This window comes from Streptomyces sp. NPDC021093 (genome assembly GCF_044333135.1).
Lineage (GTDB): Bacteria > Actinomycetota > Actinomycetes > Streptomycetales > Streptomycetaceae > Streptomyces.
Genome location: NZ_JBIRQJ010000003.1, coordinates 125,001 through 144,471, shown reverse-complemented (window position 1 = coordinate 144,471; position 19,471 = coordinate 125,001). Strand labels below are relative to the sequence as shown.

Below are 19,471 nucleotides of genomic sequence, written 5' to 3'. Positions count from 1 at the left end.
GTGACGGGATCAGTGCCCCGCGGTGTGTTCCAGGACCGCGGTGGCGAGCGGGGCCAGGACCTCGTCGGGCAGCGCGTGGGCCATGCCCGGGATCTCGACGACATGCGTGCGGCGGATCACCTGGGCGATGTGCTGCGGGTGCGGCGGCGGGAAGACGGGTTCGGCCGGCGAGGAGATCACCAGGGTGGGCACGTCGCTCTTCGCGAGTGCCTCGGTGCGGTCCATGCCGCTGTGGTCGGCGCTGCCGTGCGCGGTGTTGGTGCCGTGGTGCCCCGTGTGCTCGATGATCCGCCGCTCCAGGGCGCGGGCGCTCTCGGGGTGGAAGGGGAGCTGGTCGCCGGAGAGCACCCGCCAGTGCTCGACCCTCCGGTCGAGTTCGGCCTCCAGGCCCCGGTCCTCGACCGGCCTGGCCCACATCTCCAGCACGTGGGGCGCGATCTCCGGCAGCTGGCCGGGCGGGGTGCGCGTGCCGTCCGGGTGGACGTACGGAACGGTGCTGAGCGCGCAGGTGCCCAGCACGGTCGCGCTGAGCAGCCGGTCGGGGTGGTCGGCGATCAGAAGCTGGGTGAGCATTCCGCCCAGGGAGAACCCCACGACGTGCGCGCGGTCGACACCGAAGCCGTCCAGCACCGCGATCGCGTCCTCGGCGAGGTCGACGACCCGGTACGGACACTCCGCGAAGGACCAGGTGGAACGCCCGGTGTCACGGTGGTCGTAGCGGATCACGCGGTGCTGCCGGGCAAGCATGTCCACGAACTCGTCGGGCCAGCCCTTGCCCGAGGCCTGGGCGCCCATGACCAGCAGCAGCGGCGGAGCCCCGGCGTCACCCACCGCCTCGGCCCACAGGCGTACTCCGGGTGCTGCCTCGATGAACTGCTCCATGGTGCTCCTTCGTACGTGGTCCGGCGCGTGCGTGGTCCGGCGCGCGCGGTCCGGCGCGTGCGCGGTCCGCCGCGCGGCCTGCTGCGTGCGCGGCATGCGGAACCAGACCTTCGGATGTGCTTGGGGCGCCCCTCGGCGACCCTCACCAAGACGATACGTTGCGTCTCGCACGCAGGCAAGAAGCTTTCGCCTCACACGCGTTGTGGCCGTCGTCTAGGGTGACGCCGGGGGATGTGCCTGATCCCGCCCCCGCCCCCGCCCCGTCCCCGCCCCCGTCCATCGGAGCGTGGCATGACCTCCCTGCTCGACGGTCTCGCCGTCAACCCCGCCGCCCCCGCACACCTGCTCCTCCGGCTGCTGGAGCCCTCGTACGAAAGCGGCTGGACCGCACTGGCCTCGCGCCGCCCCTCCTTCCCCGACGAGGTGGCCGCGGCGATCGTCACGCACCCGCTCCCCCGGGTCCGCAGCGCCCTGGCCCGCAACCCGTTCGTCGATCCCGCGGTGCGCGGGCTGCTCGTCGACGATCCCGAGTGGATCGTGCGGGCACACCTCTCCGGCCGTCCGGGGCGGGACGGCAAGCGGCCCGTGCGCCCGCTCCCCGACCCGGTGGTCGACCGGATGCTGACGACGTACGACAACGACTGCCTGCAGGAGCTGGTCGTCTCCGGGCAGATAGCCCTTCGCTTCCAACTCACCTACTGCCGACACCCCTTCGCCTCCGTACGACGCATGGCCGTCTCCCTGTGGACCCTTCTCTCCGACGACGAACGGGCGGCGCTGCTGACCGACCCGCACCCGCAGGTGCGGGCCGCCGCGGAGCGCGTACTGGAGACCGAGGACGCCGAGGCGATGGAGCGCGAGCTGGGCCCACTGCCCGCGCCGCGCAGTCACGCCACCACACACATCCTGGTGAACCGCCCCCTCACACGGACGGTCGTCGACTGGCTGCTGAGCGAGGACGACCACGAGAACCAGTGGGTCCTCGCCCACAACCACAGCACTCCCCCGGACGTCGTCGCCGCTCTCGTCGCACACCCCGACCCGAAGGTCAGACTGGAGCTGGCCCACCGCGACGACCTCGCGCCCGAAATGGTCAACTCCCTTGCACGGGACCCCGATCCACGGGTACGCACCGCGGTCTCGCTGCGGTCAGGGCTGAGCGAGGACGAGCGGGCGGCGATCGACTACACGGTGAACACCGATCCGGACGACGAGGACTTCGGCCCGCGCGCCCACCATCTCCGCCCGGCCCCCGACCCGGCGGACACCGCCCGGTACGCCCGCTCGCGTCACCCGTTGCTGCGGCGGCGGGCCGCCCAGGACCCCGGGCTGCCCGCCGCGCTGGTGGCGCTGCTGGCCCGGGACGAGGATCCGGGCGTACGGATGCTGCTCGCCCACAACCACCCCGCCCCGCCACCGGAGTTGCTGCTGCGCAGCCATCTGGAGCACCCGTCGGGAACCGGCGGCCTGCTGCCCGAACACCCGCGGTTCCCCGTCGCGGGACTCGCGGCCCGCTTCGCCGAGGCGGACGCCCCCGCCGAGCGGCGCCTCGCCGTACTCGACCCCGGCCTCCGGCCCGACACCGCCGGCCTGCTCACCCGCGACCCGGACCCGACCGTCCGCGCGGGCGCCGCACGCCACCCCCGACTGCCCGCCGAGCGGCTGCTCGCCCTCCTCGACGACGAGGAACTGGGCGCTCACGCCGCCGCCAACCCGGCGCTGCCGGTGCGGGTGATGTACGGACTACTGTCGGACCAGGCAGCCGGTCCACCCGCCAGCCGGCCCGCCGGAAACGGAGCACAGACGTGACACTCCCCCAGCAACCGACCCTGGACGACGTACGCGACGCCGCCGCACGCCTCAAGGGCGTCGCCCACCGCACCCCCGTCCTGCACTCCCGCACCCTGGACGAGCGCGTCGGTGCCGAGGTGCGGCTCAAGTGCGAGAACTTCCAGCGGATCGGCGCGTTCAAGTTCCGCGGTGCGTACAACGCCGCCTCCCGTCTCTCACCGGAGCAACTGGCCAAGGGAATCGCCGCCTACTCCTCCGGCAACCACGCCCAGGCCGTCGCCCTTGCCGCGCGGGAGCTGGGCACCACGGCGGTGATCCTCATGCCCGAGGACGCCCCGCAGTCCAAGGTGGACGCGACTCTCGGCTACGGCGCGGAGATCGTCACGTACGACCGGTACGCAGGGGACAGGATCGCGCTCGGCGAGGCGCTGGCAGCCGAGCGCGGCCTGACGCTCATCCCGCCGTACGAGCACCCGCACGTCATCGCCGGGCAGGGCACCGCGGCGCTGGAGCTGATCGAGGAGTGCGGTGAACTCGGCGCGCTGGTGGCCCCGGTGGGCGGCGGCGGGCTCATCGCGGGCAGCGCCACCGCGGCCAAGGGCCTGTACGGCGGTACGCGGGTGATCGGGGTGGAACCGGAGGCAGGGGACGACACCAGGCAGTCCCTGTCGGCGGGCCGGCGGATCACCGTCCCCGTACCGCGCACCATCGCCGACGGCCAGGCGATCCAGACGCCCGGCGAGCTGACGTTCTCCGTCAACCGGCGGCTCGTCGACGAGATCGCCCTGGTCACGGACGACGAGATCCGCGACGCCATGCGCTTCGCCTTCGAACGACTGAAGATCGTCATCGAGCCCAGCGGCGCCACCGGCCTCGCCGCCCTGCTCGCCGGCCGGATCGGCCAACTCCCTTCCCGGGTGGGCGTGATCATCTCCGGTGGCAACATCGACGTGCGCCGCTTCACCGAACTGTGCGGGTGATCACGGGCGCTGGGTGAACGCGCGTTGCTGAGTGAACCCGGGTTGCTGGGTGAACCCCGGTTGCTGGGTGAACCCCGACGCCGCCCGAGGGCCGCTGTCAGTGACTGACGGGGACTCCTGAGGCCGGGGACTCCGGGACGCCGAGGCGCCCGGCGTCCCTTTCCGGGCGCAGGAAGAGGGCCGCCAGGACCCCGGTGACCAGCAGCAGGGCGGCGGTGACGAGCCAGCCGTTCTCGTAGCCGGCCGTCGCTGTCGCCGCGCCGTCCACGATCCGGCCGAGGACGAGCGGGGACGCGATGCCGCCGAGGGCGAAGACGGCGACCAGGGCGCCCAGTGCGACGCCCCGTTGGGACGGCGGTGTGATCCGGGCGACGGCCGTCTGCGCGGCGGTGAGCATGACGAGGGCGACCGCCATCGGGCCGAACATCATCGGGATCTTGATCCACAGCGCGTCGACGGTGGCGAACACGGTCACCGCACCCGCCGAGACCACCAGCAGCAACCCGGCACCCGCTCCGGCGGGCAGCCTTCCACCCGGTCTTCCACCCCGCCGTCCGCCCGGTCTTCCACCGGTCTCGCGCAGGGCGGCCCGGCGGCCGAGCAGCCCGTGCGCCAGCAGGACCACCCCGTTGGCCACGGCACCTCCGCCGACCGCGGCACTGGACTGCCCGAGGTCCCAGCCCACCACCGTGTGGAGATAGTCGGGCAGCCAGGTCAGTTTCGCGCTCATCACCCAGTACGCCGCGAACGCGCCCAGGGCCGCCGTGACGAACGTGCCGGTGAGGAACACGGTCCGCAACGGCACCTCCGCGGCCCCGGGTTCGCCGTCCGCGGGGCGTGCGGCCCGGCCCACGGGCGGTGCCAGCGGCCCTTCCCTGCCCTTGACCGCCCACACCGCCGCCCACAGCAGGCCTGCGAGTCCCGCGACCCCGAAGGCCCAGCGCCAGCCGAAGTGGGAGATCACCGCACCGAGCGCGGGTGCCGCCACCGCGACCCCCGCCGCCGCACCCACCATGAGGATCGCCGTCGGCAGGGTGCGTTCCCGCTGCTCGAACCAGCCGTGCACGTGGTGGACCGCCACGGGCGCCGCCGGCCCCTCGGCGAAGCCGAGCAGCACCCTCGTCACGATCAGTGTCCCGAACCCCGCCGCGCCCCAGAGCATCGGCAGCTGGGCGGCCGACCAGAGCAGGCCCATGCCCAGGAGCAGCACCGAGGTGCGCACCTTGCGGGTCAGGAACGACACCCCCAGCGCGGACAGCGAGAAGAGGCTGAAGAACGCGGCCTGGGCCGCCCCGAACTCCTGGCGGCCGAGGCCGAACTCCTTCATGATCTCCGGCCCGGCCAGTCCCAGCACGGCCTTGTCCGCGAAGTTCACCAGCATGAAGACCAGCAGCAGCCAGGTGGTCGTCCAGGCCTGCCGGCCGCCGGGGCCGCCGGCCGGGCCTTCGCGCCGGGTCACGGCCGGCTCTGCCCGCACGGTCAAGCCCCTTGCTCAGTACCGGCGTTCGATCCTTCGACCACAGGGCTGCCACAGCCGCAGCCGTCGTCGTCGACGGCGCCCGGACTGTCGACGGCACCGACGCTGATGGCTCCGGCGGCCCGTCGCCGCCCTTCGTCGCTGCGCGTCAGTTCCGTGGCGACGTCCGTGCCCGCCGCCACGGCTGCGGATTCCGCGGCCGCCCAGTGGAAGACGCCGCGCGCCATCGTCGAGGTCTCGCGCTCGGCCCTGCGGGCGAAGACCTCGGCCCTGATCCGGGCCACCTCGCGGTCGGCGGGCGCGGCCAGCGCGGCGGTCTCGGCCAGGTGCGAGGCCAGCCGGAGCTCCCCGTTGCCGAGCAACCGCCCGGCCCGGTCCGCCAGCGCCCGCGCGCCTCCGGCCGCCTCGGCGAGCTCGGCGGCCAGCGCGGTTTCGGGGGCGGGCTTGAGGTGCGCCGGGTTCTGGTCGTACCAGCCGCCCCACAGCCGCCACAGGTTCCGTACGACGAACTCGGGCTCGTCGTACGCCGGGTGGAGGTACGGCTTCTCCAGGAGGCCGGCCGGCACCTTCACGCCGTGCAGCACCTCGTCGAGGCGCGCGCCCGCGTTCATCAGGTCCCGGGTCTGGGTGCACAGCGATTCGAGCAGCTCCGCCGTGTCACCGAGCGCCTGATGGATGCGGTCGGAGCCGAGGATCGGCACCCCGTGCCCGGGGAGCAGCACTTCGGCGCCCAGCTCCTGCATGTCGCGCAGCGCCCGCGCCCACTCCACCGGGTAGCGCTGGACCTTCTGCGGGTTGCCCGCGTTGGGCGAGTTCCAGATGAAGAGGTCGCCCGTGCACAGGGTCTTCAGCTCCGGTATCCACACATAGGTGTGGTCGTCGGTCTCCCCGCGGGCGTGCACCAGCCCGAAGGTCAACTCCCCGCGCCGTACGGTGAGTCGGTCGCGGTACGTCGTGTCCGGGTAGCGGTACTCCGTCGGCCACTCCAGGGACGGCACGCCGAACTGCCTTCGGTTGATCCAGGTGTTGTAACCGGCCGTCTCCCGGTAGCGGTCGAAGCGCGCCGCGACCGCCTCGTGCGCGAAGACCTCGGGGCGCGCGGTCCCGGCGTCGGCGGCCTCCCGGTCGAAGGGGCCCACGCCGAAGACGTGGTCGACGTGGCCGTGGGTGTAGACCACCGCGCGCACCGGAGCCGTCGAGCGGCCGCGTACCGACTCGTGCAGCGGGGCGGCCGTACGGAAGTCGCCCGAGTCGACCAGCACCAGGCCGTCCCCGGTGTCGAACACCGCCACGTTCGCGAAGGCCGGGAAGAAGGCGGTCCGTTCGCCGAGGGGGACGAGCCCGCCGTCGGTGAACTTCCCGGTGAAGTGGGCCAGCAGCGACTCCTGGCCCGACCAGACCCGGTCCGTGTACGCGACGTAGCCGCCGCCGTCGCGGTGCTCCTGGGGGTTGTGCTCTGTCATGGCGTCCGGCTCCTCGTGCTCACGCTCGGGGACCACCTCGCCCGCCCGCGCAGGTGGTCGGCTGATGTCCACGGAGTCTGTGCCGGATCATGGCGGGGAGATACCCTCCGTCCTCACAGTCGGACGCGCCCCGGCTTGTGATCCGTCACAGTCCCGCACGGTCCCGCACCGTCCCGCACGGTCCCGAACCGTCCTGCACAGCCCTGCACAGCCCTGCACAGCCCCACGGAGGAGCCGCCCGGTGCCGAACGACCTGCCTCCCGAGCTGCGTCCCGACCTGCCTCCCGACCTGCGTCCCGACCTGCGTCCCGACCGCCACGGCTCGTACCCGCCGCTGTCACCCGCCGCGCAGGCCCTCGCCGCCCGGTGCGAGAGCCGGGTGAACGAGCTCGCCCGCCACATGGCCCGCGAGACCTTCGAGCAGCTGCCGGGGTACGCCGATCTCCCCGCCGACGTGAAGGACGTGGAGATAGCCGCGACGGTCCGCAGCGGGCTGCGCCTCTTCCTCCGCCGGGTGCGCGACACCCGTGGCCGCGCAGGGGACTTCAGCCTCTTCCGCGAACGCGCCGCCCAGCGCGCCGACGAGGGCATGCCCCTGCACACCCTGCTGCGCAGCCACTCCACGGGCGTCTACGTCCTGTGGCAGGCGCTCCGGGCCGAGGCCGCCGAGGGGGAGGAGGGCGCGCTCATCGAACTCGTCGACTTCCTCCTGCGCGGTCACGAGGCCATCATCGGTGCCGTCGCCGAGACCTACCTCGACGAGCAGGCCGCGCTGTCCGCCGAACGCCGCGAGCACCACCGCTCGCTGGTACGCGGCCTGTTGGACGGCTCCCTGCCGCCCTCGCGCGCCTTCGACGAGCTGGGCCTCGAAGGCCCCTCGCTCGTCGTCCACGTTCATCTCTCGAAGGAGGAAGCACCTGCCACCCCGGCCGTCGCGGGCCGCCGTCGGGTCCGCCGGATCCAGACCGTTCTCGACCGCACGCTCGGCGCCGGTGCGGTGTCCCTGCTCGGCGCCGACGGCGGCCATGTGATCGCTCCGCAGCCGGCCGACGACCCGGACGGCGTCCGTGTCTGCGCCGAGCTGGCGACCCGGATCCGGCAGCTCTGCGGCGACGGTGTCCGGCTGGCCGCGGTCACCGCTGCCGCCGCCCAGGACGTACCGGCCGCCGCCCGTACCGCCACCGAGATCGTCCGGGTCGCCCGCGCCTGCGGCCGGCCCCCCGGCCCGCACCGCATGGACGACGTCCTGCTGGAGTACCACCTCTCCCGCCGCGACGAGAGCAGCGACCGCATCGCCGCCCTGCTCGACCCCGTCGGCGACCGGCCCGAACTCATCGAGACCCTGCGCGTCCACCTCGAACACCGGCACGACCGGCGCAGCACCGCGAACCACCTGGGGCTGCACCCCAACACCGTGGACAACCGACTCGCCAGAATCACCGGACTCACCGGGCTCGACATCGCCTCCGCACGCGGAAACGCACTGGCCCTGGCCGCCCTGCTGCTGCGCGGCGACGTTCCCGGGTGAGTCCCGCGTGCGCGGCGCGGTTGAGATGTCGCGCTCTGGTCCCTGGCCGGCTGCCCGGGTGCACAGGTGCGCGTGGGTGGGCCGCTTCGCGGGATCGGCCCCTCCCCGCCCCTTCCCGAAACCGCTGCCGCGGGGCTGGGGGCTTCGTGCGGGTTCGTTGTGGCTGGTCGCGCAGTTCCCCGCGCCCCTGAAGGGGCGCGCCTCGCTCGCATGATCCCGCTCACCGGGAAACCGCTCTGGTCCACGACCCTCTCGTCCCGATGTCATGGGCCACCGGTATCGCTCCCCGTCCGCTCTCCCCCGTTCCACTCCGGAGGCTCCATGCCCACCGCCGCCACGACCCTCGCCGATCTGCCCGAGGTCGCCGCCCTGGCCTTCGGGCCCCGCGAGGCGCTCGTCTGCGACGAAGTGCGCTGGTCGTTCGCCGAGTTGCGGGACCGCGTCCGGGCCGCCGCGCGGGCCGCGATCGCGCACGGGATCGAGCCGGGTGACCGGTTCGCGGTCTGGGCGCCCAACAGCCCGGCCTGGATCGTGGCCGCGCTCGGGGCAGTCTCCGTCGGTGCGGTACTCGTACCGCTCAACACCCGCTATCGGGCGGGCGAGGCGGCCGACATCGTTCGGCGCAGCGGGTGCACAGTGCTGTTCGCCGAGCGCGGGTTCCTCGGTACGGACCACGTCGCCATGCTGCGGGACTCCGGCGAGGATCTGGGCGGGCTGCGCAGCACCGTCGTACTGCGCGAGGCCGGGCTCGACTCCCTTGCCGGTACGACGAGTTGGGCGGAGTTCCTCGCCGCGGGCGAGTCCGTACCCGACGAGGTGCGGGCTCGGCGTGCCGCCGCCGTACGCCCGGACGACCTCTCCGACATCCAGTACACCTCCGGCACCACCGGCCGCCCCAAGGGGGTGATGACCTCCCACCACCAGACCGTGAGCGTCTTCGACGCGTGGGCCGAGGCCGTCACCTTGAGCGAGGGTGACCGGTATCTGCTGATCAGTCCGTTCTTCCACACCTTCGGGTACAAGGCGGGGATCGTCGCCTGTCTGCTGCGCGGCGCCACGATCGTCCCCGAGGAGGTGTACGACGCCGACCGCGCCCTGCGCCGGATCGCCGACGAGCGGATCAGCGTCCTCACCGGCGCTCCGTCGATCTTCCACGGGCTGCTGACCCATCCGCGCCGGACGGAGTTCGACCTGTCCTCGCTGCGGATGGCGGGCACGGGGGCGGCCAACATCCCGACCGGGCTGATCGACGACATCCGCAACGTACTGGGCGCGCGCGACGTGTTCGCCGCGTACGGCCTCACCGAATCCACCGGTGTCGTCACCGTCTGCCCGGTCGACTCCCCCACCGAGACGCTGAGGCGCAGCGTCGGCCGGGCCATCCCGGGGGTGGAGGTACGCGTCGTGGGCCCCGACGGGACGCCGCTGCCGACCGGACAGCAGGGCGAGGTCGTCACCCGTGGCCACCACGTCACCCGCGGGTACCTCGACGATCCCGCAGCCACCGCCGCCGCCATCGACACCGACGGCTGGCTGCACACGGGCGACGTGGGCGTCCTCGACGAGAACGGATATCTCACCCTCACCGACCGGCTCAAGGACATGTACGTCGTCGGCGGGTTCAACGCCTACCCGGCCGAGGTCGAGAACACCCTGCGGGCCCATCCGGCGATCTCCGATGCGGCGGTGGTGGGGACCCCGGACGAGCGGCTGGGTGAGGTCGGGGTGGCCTTCCTGGTACCGGCGGCCGACGGCGGCCTGCCCGGCGCGGAGGCGCTCACCGCATGGACGCGGCAGCGGCTCGCCAACTTCAAAGTGCCGCGCCGCTTCGTCCCCCTGGACGCCCTGCCGCGCAACGCCGCCGGGAAGGTCCTCAAGAACGAGCTGCGGGCCCTGGCGGGCAGCAGCCGGGAAGACACCGGCGCAGGAAAGGTCTGACGACGATGCCTGTTGAGCCCAACCCCTCCGAACCCAACCCCTTCGGACCCAACCCCTTCGGACCCGCCCCCTTCGGACCCGCCCCCTTCGAGCCCGCCCCCGAGGTACGGCACCTGATCGACGCCGCATCATCCCAATTCCCCGCACTGGGCAGCGAGTTGACCGACATCAAGGACGTACGCGCCTTCTTCGCGGCCCGCCCCGCACCCCCCGCATCGGACATCGAAGTGGCGCACGTCGCCGACGAGGACGCCAACGGGGTACGCGTGCGGGTGTACGACCCGACGAACGGTGCGGACGGCACGGGCGACACGAACGGCACGGGCGGCACGGACGGCACGGGCGGCACGGACGGCACGGGCGGCACGGACGGCACGGGCGAAGTCCCCGTCGTCGTCTTCGCGCACGGCGGCGGCTTCTGCCTCTGCGGGCTCGACTCGCACGACGGCTTCTGCCGGGCGATGACCGTTGCCACAGGGGCAGTTGTCGTGTCGGTGGGCTACCGGCTCGCCCCCGAGCACCCGTTCCCCGCTGCCCCCGAGGACTGCTACACGGCGCTGCTGTGGGCGGCGAAGCGCTACCCCGGGCGGCGGCTCGCGGTCGCCGGGGACAGCGCGGGCGCGAACCTCGCCGCCGTCATGGCGCTCACCGCGCAGGACCGGGGCGGCCCGGAGCTCGTCTGCCAGGCGCTGTACTACCCGATGCTGGACCCGACCCGGCACGGCGCCTCCCACGAGCGCAACGCCCAGGGCTACTTCCTCACCGCCGACCACGTCCGCTGGTACTGGGACCGCTACCTGGCCGACCCCGCGCACGGGGCGGACCCGTACGCCTCGCCGCTGCGCCGCGCCGACCTGTCGGGGCTGCCGCCCGCCCACATGGTGACGGCGGGGCTCGACCCGCTGTGCGACGACGGCTGGGCGTACGCCCGCGCACTGGCCGACGCGGGGGTGGAGGTGCGGATGACGCACCTGCCGGGGATGTTCCACGGTTTCCTGTCGATGGCGGGCGCGCTGCCGGAAGCGGCACGGACCCGCGACGACGCCTTCGCTGCGCTGCGCAGGGCGCTGCACGGTTGATGCGCGGCGGACGGGGGCGCAACGGTTCGTCGCGCCCCCGTCCGCCGCGCACGGTTCAGATCAGCTCGAAGCCCTTGTACCCGCTGGCCGCGACCCCGTCGATGATCTCCTGGTACGCCTTGAAGCCGCCGACGAACGGCATGAACACCCGTGGCTTCCCCGGGATGTTGGCGCCCAGGTACCAGGAGTCCGCCTCCATGAGGAGTGTCGCCGCAGCGCGGTCCCGGCACTCCCGCACCCAGTCGTCGACCGCTTCCCCGGTGGCCTCGACGGCGCGGTGGCCGTGCGCGTCCAGGTACTGCAGGAGGTCGGCGAGCCAGTCGCCGTGCTGCTCGCCCGCCAGGATGACGTTCACCATGACGCTGGGGCTGCCGGGACCCGTGAGGTTGAAGAAGTTCGGGAAGCCGTCGGTGCCGAGGCCGAGGTAGGTGCGCGGCCCCGCCGCCCACGCCTCTTTGAGGGTGCGCCCGCCCCTCCCCCGTACCTCGATACGGTCCACCGAACCGGTCATCGCGTCGAAGCCGGTGGCGTACACGAGCGCGTCGAGGGCGATGTGCTCCCCGTCCGCCAGGACCACGCCGTCCGCCTCGACGCGGGCGATCGGATTGCCGCGCAGGCTCACCAGCCGTACGTGCGGCCGGTTGTACGTCTCGAAGTACCCGGTGTCGGTGACGATCCGCTTGGCCCCGATGGGATGGTCCTTCGGAACGAGCAGCTCCGCGACGGCCCCGTCCTCGATGCGGGCACGTACCTTCTCCTCCCAGAAGACGCGGGCGGCGTCGTTGGCGGCCCGGTCCACCAGCTGGTCGGGGAAGGTCTTCGAGTACAGGACGCCGCCCAGCTCCCAGCGCTTCTCGTACGCCGCGCGCCGTTCGTCCTCGTCGGCCTCGAAGGTCTTCTTCGGGTACGTGGTGAAGGGCGAGCCGCCGCCGCTGAGCCGGGCGAGCCTGCGCCGCTCGGCGTAGTGGGCCTTGAGGTCGTCGCGCCGGGCGTCGTCCAGGGGCTTGTTCCCGGCCGGGATCGAGTAGTTGGGCGTCCGCTGAAACACCGTCAACTCGGCTGCCTGCTCGGCTATTTCAGGAATCGACTGGATCCCCGACGACCCGGTGCCGACCACGCCGACGCGCAGTCCGGTGAAGTCGACGCCCTCGTGCGGCCATTCACCGGTGTGGTACGAGCGGCCCGCGAAGGAGTCGATGCCGGGGACGCCGGGGCGCTGCGCGCTCGACAGGCAGCCGACGGCGAACACGACGAACCGCGCGGTGACCTTCTCGCCGCCGTCGGTGCGCACCGTCCAGGTCAGGGACCGCTCGTCCAGCTCCGCGCCGAGCACGGAGGTCTCGAAGGTGTAGGCGCCGCGCAGCGCGAAGCGGTCGGCGACATGGTGCAGGTAGCTCATGATCTCGGGCTGGGTGGCGTACTTCTCGGTCCAGTCCCACTCCTGCTGGAGCCGGTCGTCGAAGGAGTACGAGTAGTCGAAGGACTCCACGTCGCAGCGTGCGCCCGGGTAGCGGTTCCAGTACCACACGCCGCCGACGTCAGCGGCGCGGTCGAAGCCCCGCACCCGGTGGCCCAGGGTGCGGAGCCTGTGGACGGTGTAGAGGCCGGTGACTCCTGCGCCGACGACAACCACGTCCGTGTCGGTGGCGGGTGTGTTCTCACTCAAGTGCGCTATCACGCACGGAGCCTTCCACCGGTGCCCGCCGAACGCAGCAGCTGCTTCCCGCTGAGTGGGAAGGACGCAGCGCACCGGCAACGCCACCACCCACCGGCCGGGGTCGGTCGTTCATCGCCCGAACACCGGGTCGCGCAGGAACGCGGCGAGCCTGCGCACGCCCTCCTCGATTCCCTCGGCGTCGAGGTAGCTGCAGGAAAGACGCAGTTCGTCGTCGCCGTCCTGGCTCCGGTAGAACTGGGACATCGGTGTCCACAGCACCCCGTAGCGGGAGGCCGCCAGTTCCAGCAGCGCCGCGTCCGCCCGCACCGGCACCCGCATCCGGACGAAGAAGCCGCCCTCCGGCCGGTTCCAGGTGATCCCCGGCAACGTCCGCCCGTCCGGGCTCAGGTGCCGGTCCAAGGCGTCGAGCAGGAGTCCCAGGTTGCGCCGGTAGAGGGCGCTGCGTTCCCGGGCGATCTTGGCGAGGGTGCCGCCCTGCTCCAGGAGCATTCCGCCGATGACGGCCTGGCCGAGCGGGGAGGTGTTGACCGTGACCATGCTCTTGAGCGAGGCCAGTTCGTCGGCGAGCAGCCGCCCGCGGCCGTCCGGGGTGAGCACCGGCTGGTCCGCGACGGCGTAGCCGACCCGGGCGCCGGGCAGGCAGAGCTTGGCGAACGTGCCGAGCAGTACGACCCGGTCGCCGCCCGGCATCGCCTTCAGGGACGGCAGCCGGTGCTCCTCGGGTGCGGTGAACCCGTACGCGTTGTCCTCCAGCAGGAGGAAGTCCTGCCGCGCCGCCACGTCCAGGAGGCGACGGCGCGCGGCCAGGTCCATCACGGTGCCGGACGGGTTGGCGTAGTCGGGCGCCACGTACATCGCCCGGACCCGACGGCCCGCGGCCCGCAGCCGGGCGCACTCCCGCTCCAGGGCGGCGAGGTCGGGACCCCTTCCGTCCTCGGGCACGGCGATCACGTCGACGTCCAGGAGCCGGGCGGCGCCGGTGATCCCGACGAAGCAGGGCTCGGCCACTGCCAGGACGTCGGTGCGGTCGCGGCACAGTGCCCGCAGGGTGAGCAGCATGGCCTCCTGCGCACCGACCGTGATCACCACGGACTCCGGTTCCACCGCGCTGCCGAGGTCGTCCCGCAGCGCCGCCGCCACCAGGTCGTTGATCAGGCCCCTGGCCGGCCCGTACTCGTACAGGAGGCGGCGTGCCCCGTGCAGGTCCAGGCCTCGGGTGCGGCGCAGGTGGTCCAGGTAGAGCCCCACGTACCGCGTGAGGTCGTCGTTCAGGAGATGGGCCAGATGGGGTGCGCCGGGAGCGAACGAGATCGCCTGGGGGAACCGCGACATGATCTCGTTGAGGAAGCCGATCGAGTCGAGCAGCGGGTCCTGGAGCGAGGCGTGCAGGGTGTCCTGCTCAAGCTCCGGCATCACGGGTGCTCCTTCCGCGCACCGGACTCCGCGGAGAACCGGCCCACCTTCGCGGCGACGTCGGCCGCGTACAGCCGGCGGGCCTGGACCAGGGCGAACTCGGCGAGGTAGCCGCGCAGGCCGTCCCGGGGCTCCTCGGCGAGGTTGAGCATCATGCGGTTCGCCACGACCGCCGGGTTGTCCAGGGAGCGGACCGCCTCCCGCACCGCCTCGTCGAGTTCCTCAGGGGGCACCACCCGGTCGCAGATCAGCGCTGCTTCGGGGTCGGTGGCCCTGATCCGGTGTCCGCCGAGAATCACCCCCCGGGCCAGACGCGCGCCGGTCAGCCGGGACAGCCGCAGGTTGCCGAGTCCGGGGACGATCCCCTCCTGGGCGGCCGGCAGGCTGAAGAAGGCGTCGTCGGCGCTGACCACGTGGTCGAAGACGAGGAGCAGTTGCATGCCGCCGCCGATGGCGAACGAGTCCACCGCGGCGATCCAGGGCTTGTGGACGGTGCGCTGCGGATAGGCGCCCGGGTCGGGGTCCACCAGGACTCCGTGCATCAGCTTGTTGATGTAGCCCAGTTCCCTGCGCAGCAGGAAGTCGACGAAGGAGATCCGGCCCTCGTGCAGGTCCTTGAGGTTCACGCCGGCGCTGAACACGCGGCGCCCTTGGTAGCGCGGGTGGGTCATGACGCCGCCGCGCAGCACCCCGACCCTTACCCCCTCGTCGAGCATGGCGAGGTCGACGGCCGTTTCCATGTCGTCGATCAGCCGGTTGTCCTCGGCGTTGAGGCAGTGCTGGTTGTTCACCGTCAGGTGGGCGGCGCCGTCCCGCCGCTCGATGTGCACGGACCCCAGGTCGGCCCGGCCGTCCCTGCGGAACGCGTCGAGCAGCGAGAGCGCCCGGGGCGTGGGGCTCAGCATCGTGTCAAGGAGGTGCCCGCCGGCCGACGGCGAGGCGAGTACGCCCCGGAAGAAGATGCCCTGGTCGATCTCACGGCCCTCCTTCTCCGCCTGGGGCCGGACGCGCTCGCGCTCCATCTGGGCCGGGGTCGGCACCAGGCCGTCGAAGCGTTCCGCCGCCGCGTCCACGAGCTCGGCCAGCCGCAGCGGCCGTCGGCGGTGGTCGGTGAGCAGGTCGTACAGCTCGTCGGCGTGGCGGTGCATGAAGGCCTGGCGCACCCGCCGGCAGGACTCGACGGCCTCGGCCGACCCACCGGCCGTCCGTACGTGCTCGGCCAGGAGCTTCGCGTCGTCCGCCAGGGCCCCGCCAAGTATCGGATCGGCGGTCACAGTGCGAGCTCACCGGCCTGTCCACGGCTTCGCAGGGAGCGGTCGCAGGCCGCCAGGTGGGGGCCGATCGCGTCCTCGTAACTGGTCGTCATCGCCTCCAGTACGAGTCGGCGGCGTATCGCCAGCTCCGTGGCCCCGGCCCGGCCGAGCTCGTCGAGCACGCTCTCGGCCCGCGCCGGGTCGTCGTTGATCTCGTCCACGAGGCCGAGGGCGAGTGCCTCGTCGCCGCCGAGTCCGTCGCCGCGGAACAGCAGGCGCCGGGTCTGCGCGGCGCCCGCCAGATGGGTCAGGCGGTACAGCGTCATGCCCGGCCACGGCAGGCCGTCGCGGCCGTTCAGCACGATGCGCAGGCCGCTGCCCGCGATGCGCCGGTCGGCTGCCAGGAAGACGTCGAGGGCGGCGCCGCCGCAGGTGCCGTCGACGGTGCAGACGGTCAGGGCGCCGAGCAGTTCGAGCCTGCGCACGGCTCGCTCCCAGCGGTTCACCTGGTGTATCCCCAGGTCTTCCGACCATGCTCCGGTGTTCGTCAGTCTCAGCAGCAGGGCGGCCGAGCTCCGGCCGTCCTCCGCCAGGTCGCAGGCCTGTTGGAGCAGGGCGGTCAACTCCGGCAGGGACGCACGCCCGTCGAGTTCGACCGTCATGGGCGTCTGGTCGCCGCGGGCGGCCGTAGCGGGTCCGCCGTCCGTCGTCGGTGTGGTCACCGTTCCCCTTACCACTGCACTAGAGCTGTCTCGATCGTGGAACCGGGGCCCATCGTCATGAGGACCCCGTAGTCGCCCGACTTCGCGAGCCCCTCTTCGAGGAGCCGGTCGTAGGAGAAGAGGAACGATCCGCTCGACAGGTTCCCGTAGTCCCTGAGCACACCGGTCGTGTGGCGCACGTCGTGCACGGTGAGCCCCAGGTTGACCCGCACCGAGTCGATGACCTTCTTGCCGCCGGAGTGGATCAGCCAGTGGGAGATGTCCGAGCGCCGCACTCCGGTGCCTGCCAGGAGCCTGCCCACGACCTCCTCGGCGTTGGCCCCGACCACGTAGGGGACGTCGCGGTCCAGAGCGAAGCTGAACTTGCCCTGGTCGTCGTCCCAGTCGTAGCGCATCGCTTCTATGGCCTCGGGCATCATCGTGCTGGCGAACTTCAGCAGCGCGGGCCCCTCCGTCACGGCCTCGGCCTCGGCCGGGTCCGCTCGTACCCCGATCGCGGCCGCACCGTCCCCGAACAGACTGTTCACGACCGAGGTTCGCATCGTGCCGTCGAAGACGTAGGCCGCCGAACACGCCTCGATGCAGACCATGAGGGCCAGCTCCCCGGGGTGCGCGAGGGCCCAGCCGGACACGGCCGACAACGCGTTCAGGCCGGCGTTGCACCCCATGCCCACCACGTCGAGCCTGGAGCAGGACGTGGCGAGCCCCAGCTCCTTGACGAGCCGGGCGCTGAAGCCGGGCGTGAGCAGTCCCGTCGAGGTGACGCAGCACAGGTACCGGACGTCCGACAGGTGGGCGCCCGCGCGCTTGAGGCACTCCTCCACCGCGCGGGAACCCATTTCGATGCCGTTCGCGCGGTGCTTGCGCAGCAGCTCGCCCTGGGTCTCCGTCCGCCGGGAGCCGTCCGCCGCGGCGGACGGGAGCGTCAAGTGGCGGCGCTCTATCGCGCTGTTGAGGAAGACCCCTGTGATGCTCGGGTCGTCGACGCCGAAGAAATCGAGGACTTCCTGTTGTGTGTAGGAGGTGGAAGGCACCGCGGTGCCCACCGAGAAGATCCTCGGTCGTATTCCGGTCATTGACTCTCCAGGAACTGGTCCGGAAGTACAGCGCACATGCGGCGCGGCCGCCCTAACAATGTTGGAGGTAAAGCGAAGATAAGTTGGGGTGATTCCCTGCGGGCCAACGTCCCGTCGAATCACGGAAGAACAGGAAGAAATTCGCCGACCCCCTCAACGCCCCGTCGATCATCTTTCAATCCGGGTCCGTGGAATGTCAAGGGGAGCCCCGGCGGCCGGAGTTCCGGTCAGTGATGAGCGCCGGCAGCCGGTCGAGTACGAAGAAGTCGGCCCTGCGGGGCGTTCCGCCGCGAGGTGGACCACCCGTCGGTGCTCGTCGAGCGCCTTGAGCACGGGGGGTGCGTTCCGGTCCGGTGGAACAGGCCGTACGCACCCACTGCGCTGTCTTCCTCGCGAAGGAGAGGTGGGAATTCCCGGGCATCTCCTGGTCGACCCGGACGCCGGGATCCGCCCGTTCAACGTGTCAACTGCCCCCGCCGGACGTCGGGTTCGCAGTCAGGTGCCGACGAATAGCGGAAACCCACGCCGGACGCCCCCTTGCCCGCAGAGCTGCGTCAGTTTCTCCGCGTACACCAAGCAGACGCTTGGTGTACGCGGGCACCGTGTCCAGAAGCCCTTCCAGTTCACCGACATCGACCGCCCTGGCAAGCAGTGACCTGAGCAGTTCCCGCCCCGATCCGCCGGTTCGGACGGGGTCCTCCGTGTCCTCGCTGTCGGTACGTGTTCCCGTCAGTCCCGCAGCGCCTTCTTCATGATCTTCCCCATGTCGTTGCGGGGCAGTGCCTCCCGCAGCCGCACGATCCGGGGGCGCTTGTACGGGGCGAGTTGGCCGGCGACGTGGTCGGCGAGCTCCTGCTCGCTCGGCGGGGCGGCCGCGTCCCTCGGCACGATCCAGGCGACGACGGCCTCCCCCAGGTCGGGGTCGGGTTCGCCGGTGACGGCTGCGTCGGCGACGGCGGGGTGTTCCAGGAGCACGTTCTCGATCTCGCCCGCCCCGATCTTGTAACCGCCGCTCTTGATCAGGTCGGTGGAGCGGCGGCCCACGATCCGTACGGATCCGTCGGCGTCCCGGGTCGCCATGTCGCCGGTGCGGAACCAGCCCTGGTCGAAGGCGGCTTCCGTGGCGTCCGGCCGGCCGAGGTACTCGGTGAAGAGGTTCGGGCCCTTCACCTGGATCTCGCCGAGCGTCTCTCCGTCAAGGGCGTCGACGGGCCGTCCTTCGTCGTCCACGAGCCGCAGCTCGACGCCGTCCAACGGCGTTCCCACACTGCCGGGCCGGGGCGGGCCGCCCGGCCGTACGCTCGTGTTCATGAGCGTCTCGGTCATGCCGTACCGCTCGACGACCTGCTGTCCTGTCGCCCCGGTGATGGCCTCGTGGTCGCGGCGGGAGAGCGCGGCGGAGCCGGAGACGAGGAGCCTGGCACCGGCGAGGGCCTTGACCAGTGCCGGGTCGCCCGGCAGCGCCTCGGCGAGCCGGTGGTACATCGTCGGCACGCCGAAGAGCACGGTGGCCCCGTCGGCCAGCTCCTCCCTGACCCCGTCCGGGGAGAAGCGTCCGAGGTGCCGGAGGCTGCCGCCCCGGCGCAGCGGGCCGAGGACGCCGAGCACCAGGCCGTGCACGTGGAACAGCGGCAGCCCGTGCACCAGGACGTCCTCGCCGGTCCACTTCCACGCGTCGGCGAGGGAGTCGAGGGTGGTGCGGACCGCCCGGCGCGGCAGGATCGCCCCCTTGGGCGGGCCGGTGGTGCCGGACGTGTAGATGACCAGCGCGGGCGCCTCGTCGCCCGGTTCTTCGGGGAGGTCGGGCAGCGGGCCCTCCGGTGCGAGGTCCGGGTGGACGACGGGCAGTCCTGCCAGCGCTTCCGGGAGCTCCGCCCCGGGGGCCGCGAGGACGAGTTCGGGGGCGCTGTCGGCCACGACGTGCGCGAGTTCGCGGGCGCCGCTGCCGGGGTTGACCGGCACGAGGGGAACTCCGGCGAGGAGCGCGGCCACCGCCCCCACCGCGGACTCCAGGGTCGGGGTGGCCCAGAGGGCGACCCGCCCGGCACCTGCGAGGCGGACCGCGGTGGCCGAGGCCGCCGCCCTCAGTCCCGCGTAGTCCAGCGAACGGTCGCCGAACCGCAGGGCGGGTGCGCGGCCCGCTGTTTCGAGGGCGGGAAAGAGCTGGGGCATGTCTGTCTCCTGCGGAAGC

At 72.3% G+C, this 19,471-nt stretch carries 14 protein-coding genes; 5 read left to right on the top strand and 9 right to left on the bottom strand.

What is annotated here, in order from left to right; translation table 11 throughout:
* Nucleotides 1-9: 9 nt before the first annotated feature.
* The gene (locus tag ACH4SP_RS09670; RefSeq protein WP_398413504.1) at nt 10-882 is read right to left on the bottom strand and encodes an alpha/beta fold hydrolase; all 873 of its coding nucleotides are present in this window, start codon (nt 880-882) and stop codon (nt 10-12) included.
* A 291-nt stretch (nt 883-1,173) separates the two neighbouring features.
* On the opposite strand from ACH4SP_RS09670, the gene ACH4SP_RS09665 reads away from it, so the two are divergent.
* Both ACH4SP_RS09665 and ACH4SP_RS09660 read left to right on the top strand, forming a co-directional pair.
* On the top strand, nt 1,174-2,691 hold the full coding sequence (locus tag ACH4SP_RS09665) for a translation initiation factor 2 (RefSeq protein ID WP_398412336.1): 1,518 nt from the start codon (nt 1,174-1,176) through the stop codon (nt 2,689-2,691).
* Nucleotides 2,688-3,653, top strand: coding sequence for a pyridoxal-phosphate dependent enzyme (locus tag ACH4SP_RS09660; protein WP_398412335.1), 966 nt, complete (start codon nt 2,688-2,690; stop codon nt 3,651-3,653). The genes ACH4SP_RS09665 and ACH4SP_RS09660 overlap by 4 nt, the downstream gene beginning before the upstream one ends.
* Before the next feature lie 97 nt (nt 3,654-3,750).
* Here the strand turns inward: ACH4SP_RS09660 and ACH4SP_RS09655 are convergent, their stop codons facing one another.
* Nucleotides 3,751-5,130 (bottom strand): MFS transporter, encoded by a 1,380-nt coding sequence (locus tag ACH4SP_RS09655; protein ID WP_398412333.1) that lies wholly within the window; start codon nt 5,128-5,130, stop codon nt 3,751-3,753.
* A gap of 2 nt (nt 5,131-5,132) precedes the next feature.
* Nucleotides 5,133-6,593: an alkyl sulfatase dimerization domain-containing protein gene (locus ACH4SP_RS09650; RefSeq protein ID WP_398412331.1), complete on the bottom strand. Its 1,461-nt coding sequence runs from the start codon at nt 6,591-6,593 to the stop codon at nt 5,133-5,135.
* A 241-nt stretch (nt 6,594-6,834) separates the two neighbouring features.
* Here ACH4SP_RS09650 and ACH4SP_RS09645 point away from each other — a divergent pair, with 241 nt between their 5' ends.
* From ACH4SP_RS09645 to ACH4SP_RS09635, 3 genes are all read left to right on the top strand, one after another.
* Nucleotides 6,835-8,121: a PucR family transcriptional regulator gene (locus ACH4SP_RS09645; protein WP_398412328.1), complete on the top strand. Its 1,287-nt coding sequence runs from the start codon at nt 6,835-6,837 to the stop codon at nt 8,119-8,121.
* A gap of 321 nt (nt 8,122-8,442) precedes the next feature.
* Nucleotides 8,443-10,059 (top strand): FadD3 family acyl-CoA ligase, encoded by a 1,617-nt coding sequence (locus ACH4SP_RS09640; protein WP_398412326.1) that lies wholly within the window; start codon nt 8,443-8,445, stop codon nt 10,057-10,059.
* A gap of 5 nt (nt 10,060-10,064) precedes the next feature.
* On the top strand, nt 10,065-11,138 hold the full coding sequence (locus ACH4SP_RS09635; RefSeq protein ID WP_398412324.1) for an alpha/beta hydrolase: 1,074 nt from the start codon (nt 10,065-10,067) through the stop codon (nt 11,136-11,138).
* Nucleotides 11,139-11,193: 55 nt separating this feature from the next.
* Here the strand turns inward: ACH4SP_RS09635 and ACH4SP_RS09630 are convergent, their stop codons facing one another.
* The 6 genes from ACH4SP_RS09630 to ACH4SP_RS09605 all read right to left on the bottom strand — a co-directional run bounded on the left by ACH4SP_RS09630 (nt 11,194) and on the right by ACH4SP_RS09605 (nt 19,452).
* Complete coding sequence (locus ACH4SP_RS09630) at nt 11,194-12,804, bottom strand: flavin-containing monooxygenase (RefSeq protein ID WP_398412322.1); 1,611 nt, start codon at nt 12,802-12,804, stop codon at nt 11,194-11,196.
* A 120-nt stretch (nt 12,805-12,924) separates the two neighbouring features.
* Nucleotides 12,925-14,229, bottom strand: a complete 1,305-nt coding sequence (locus ACH4SP_RS09625; protein WP_398412320.1) for a PLP-dependent aminotransferase family protein — start codon at nt 14,227-14,229, stop codon at nt 12,925-12,927.
* A complete protein-coding gene (gene dpgC, locus ACH4SP_RS09620) occupies nt 14,229-15,503 on the bottom strand; it encodes a (3,5-dihydroxyphenyl)acetyl-CoA 1,2-dioxygenase DpgC (RefSeq protein ID WP_398412317.1) in 1,275 nt (424 codons plus the stop codon). The genes ACH4SP_RS09625 and dpgC overlap by 1 nt, the downstream gene beginning before the upstream one ends.
* A complete protein-coding gene (gene dpgB / locus ACH4SP_RS09615; RefSeq protein WP_398412315.1) occupies nt 15,500-16,204 on the bottom strand; it encodes an enoyl-CoA-hydratase DpgB in 705 nt (234 codons plus the stop codon). Before dpgB ends, dpgC begins: the two co-directional genes overlap by 4 nt.
* An 8-nt stretch (nt 16,205-16,212) precedes the next feature.
* Nucleotides 16,213-17,280: a 3,5-dihydroxyphenylacetyl-CoA synthase DpgA gene (gene dpgA / locus ACH4SP_RS09610; protein ID WP_398412312.1), complete on the bottom strand. Its 1,068-nt coding sequence runs from the start codon at nt 17,278-17,280 to the stop codon at nt 16,213-16,215.
* A 729-nt stretch (nt 17,281-18,009) separates the two neighbouring features.
* A complete protein-coding gene (locus ACH4SP_RS09605) occupies nt 18,010-19,452 on the bottom strand; it encodes an acyl-CoA synthetase (RefSeq protein ID WP_398412309.1) in 1,443 nt (480 codons plus the stop codon).
* Nucleotides 19,453-19,471: the final 19 nt, after the last annotated feature.

Bases quoted from the DNA above. Each gene is read 5' to 3' on its own strand.
- ACH4SP_RS09670 (WP_398413504.1), bottom strand. From the start codon at position 882: ATGGAGCAGTTCATCGAGGCAGCACCCGGAGTACGCCTGTGGGCCGAG.
- ACH4SP_RS09665 (WP_398412336.1), top strand. From the start codon at position 1,174: ATGACCTCCCTGCTCGACGGTCTCGCCGTCAACCCCGCCGCCCCCGCA.
- ACH4SP_RS09650 (WP_398412331.1), bottom strand. From the start codon at position 6,593: ATGACAGAGCACAACCCCCAGGAGCACCGCGACGGCGGCGGCTACGTC.
- ACH4SP_RS09640 (WP_398412326.1), top strand. From the start codon at position 8,443: ATGCCCACCGCCGCCACGACCCTCGCCGATCTGCCCGAGGTCGCCGCC.
- ACH4SP_RS09635 (WP_398412324.1), top strand. From the start codon at position 10,065: ATGCCTGTTGAGCCCAACCCCTCCGAACCCAACCCCTTCGGACCCAAC.
- ACH4SP_RS09625 (WP_398412320.1), bottom strand. From the start codon at position 14,229: ATGCCGGAGCTTGAGCAGGACACCCTGCACGCCTCGCTCCAGGACCCG.
- dpgA (WP_398412312.1), bottom strand. From the start codon at position 17,280: ATGACCGGAATACGACCGAGGATCTTCTCGGTGGGCACCGCGGTGCCT.
- ACH4SP_RS09605 (WP_398412309.1), bottom strand. From the start codon at position 19,452: ATGCCCCAGCTCTTTCCCGCCCTCGAAACAGCGGGCCGCGCACCCGCC.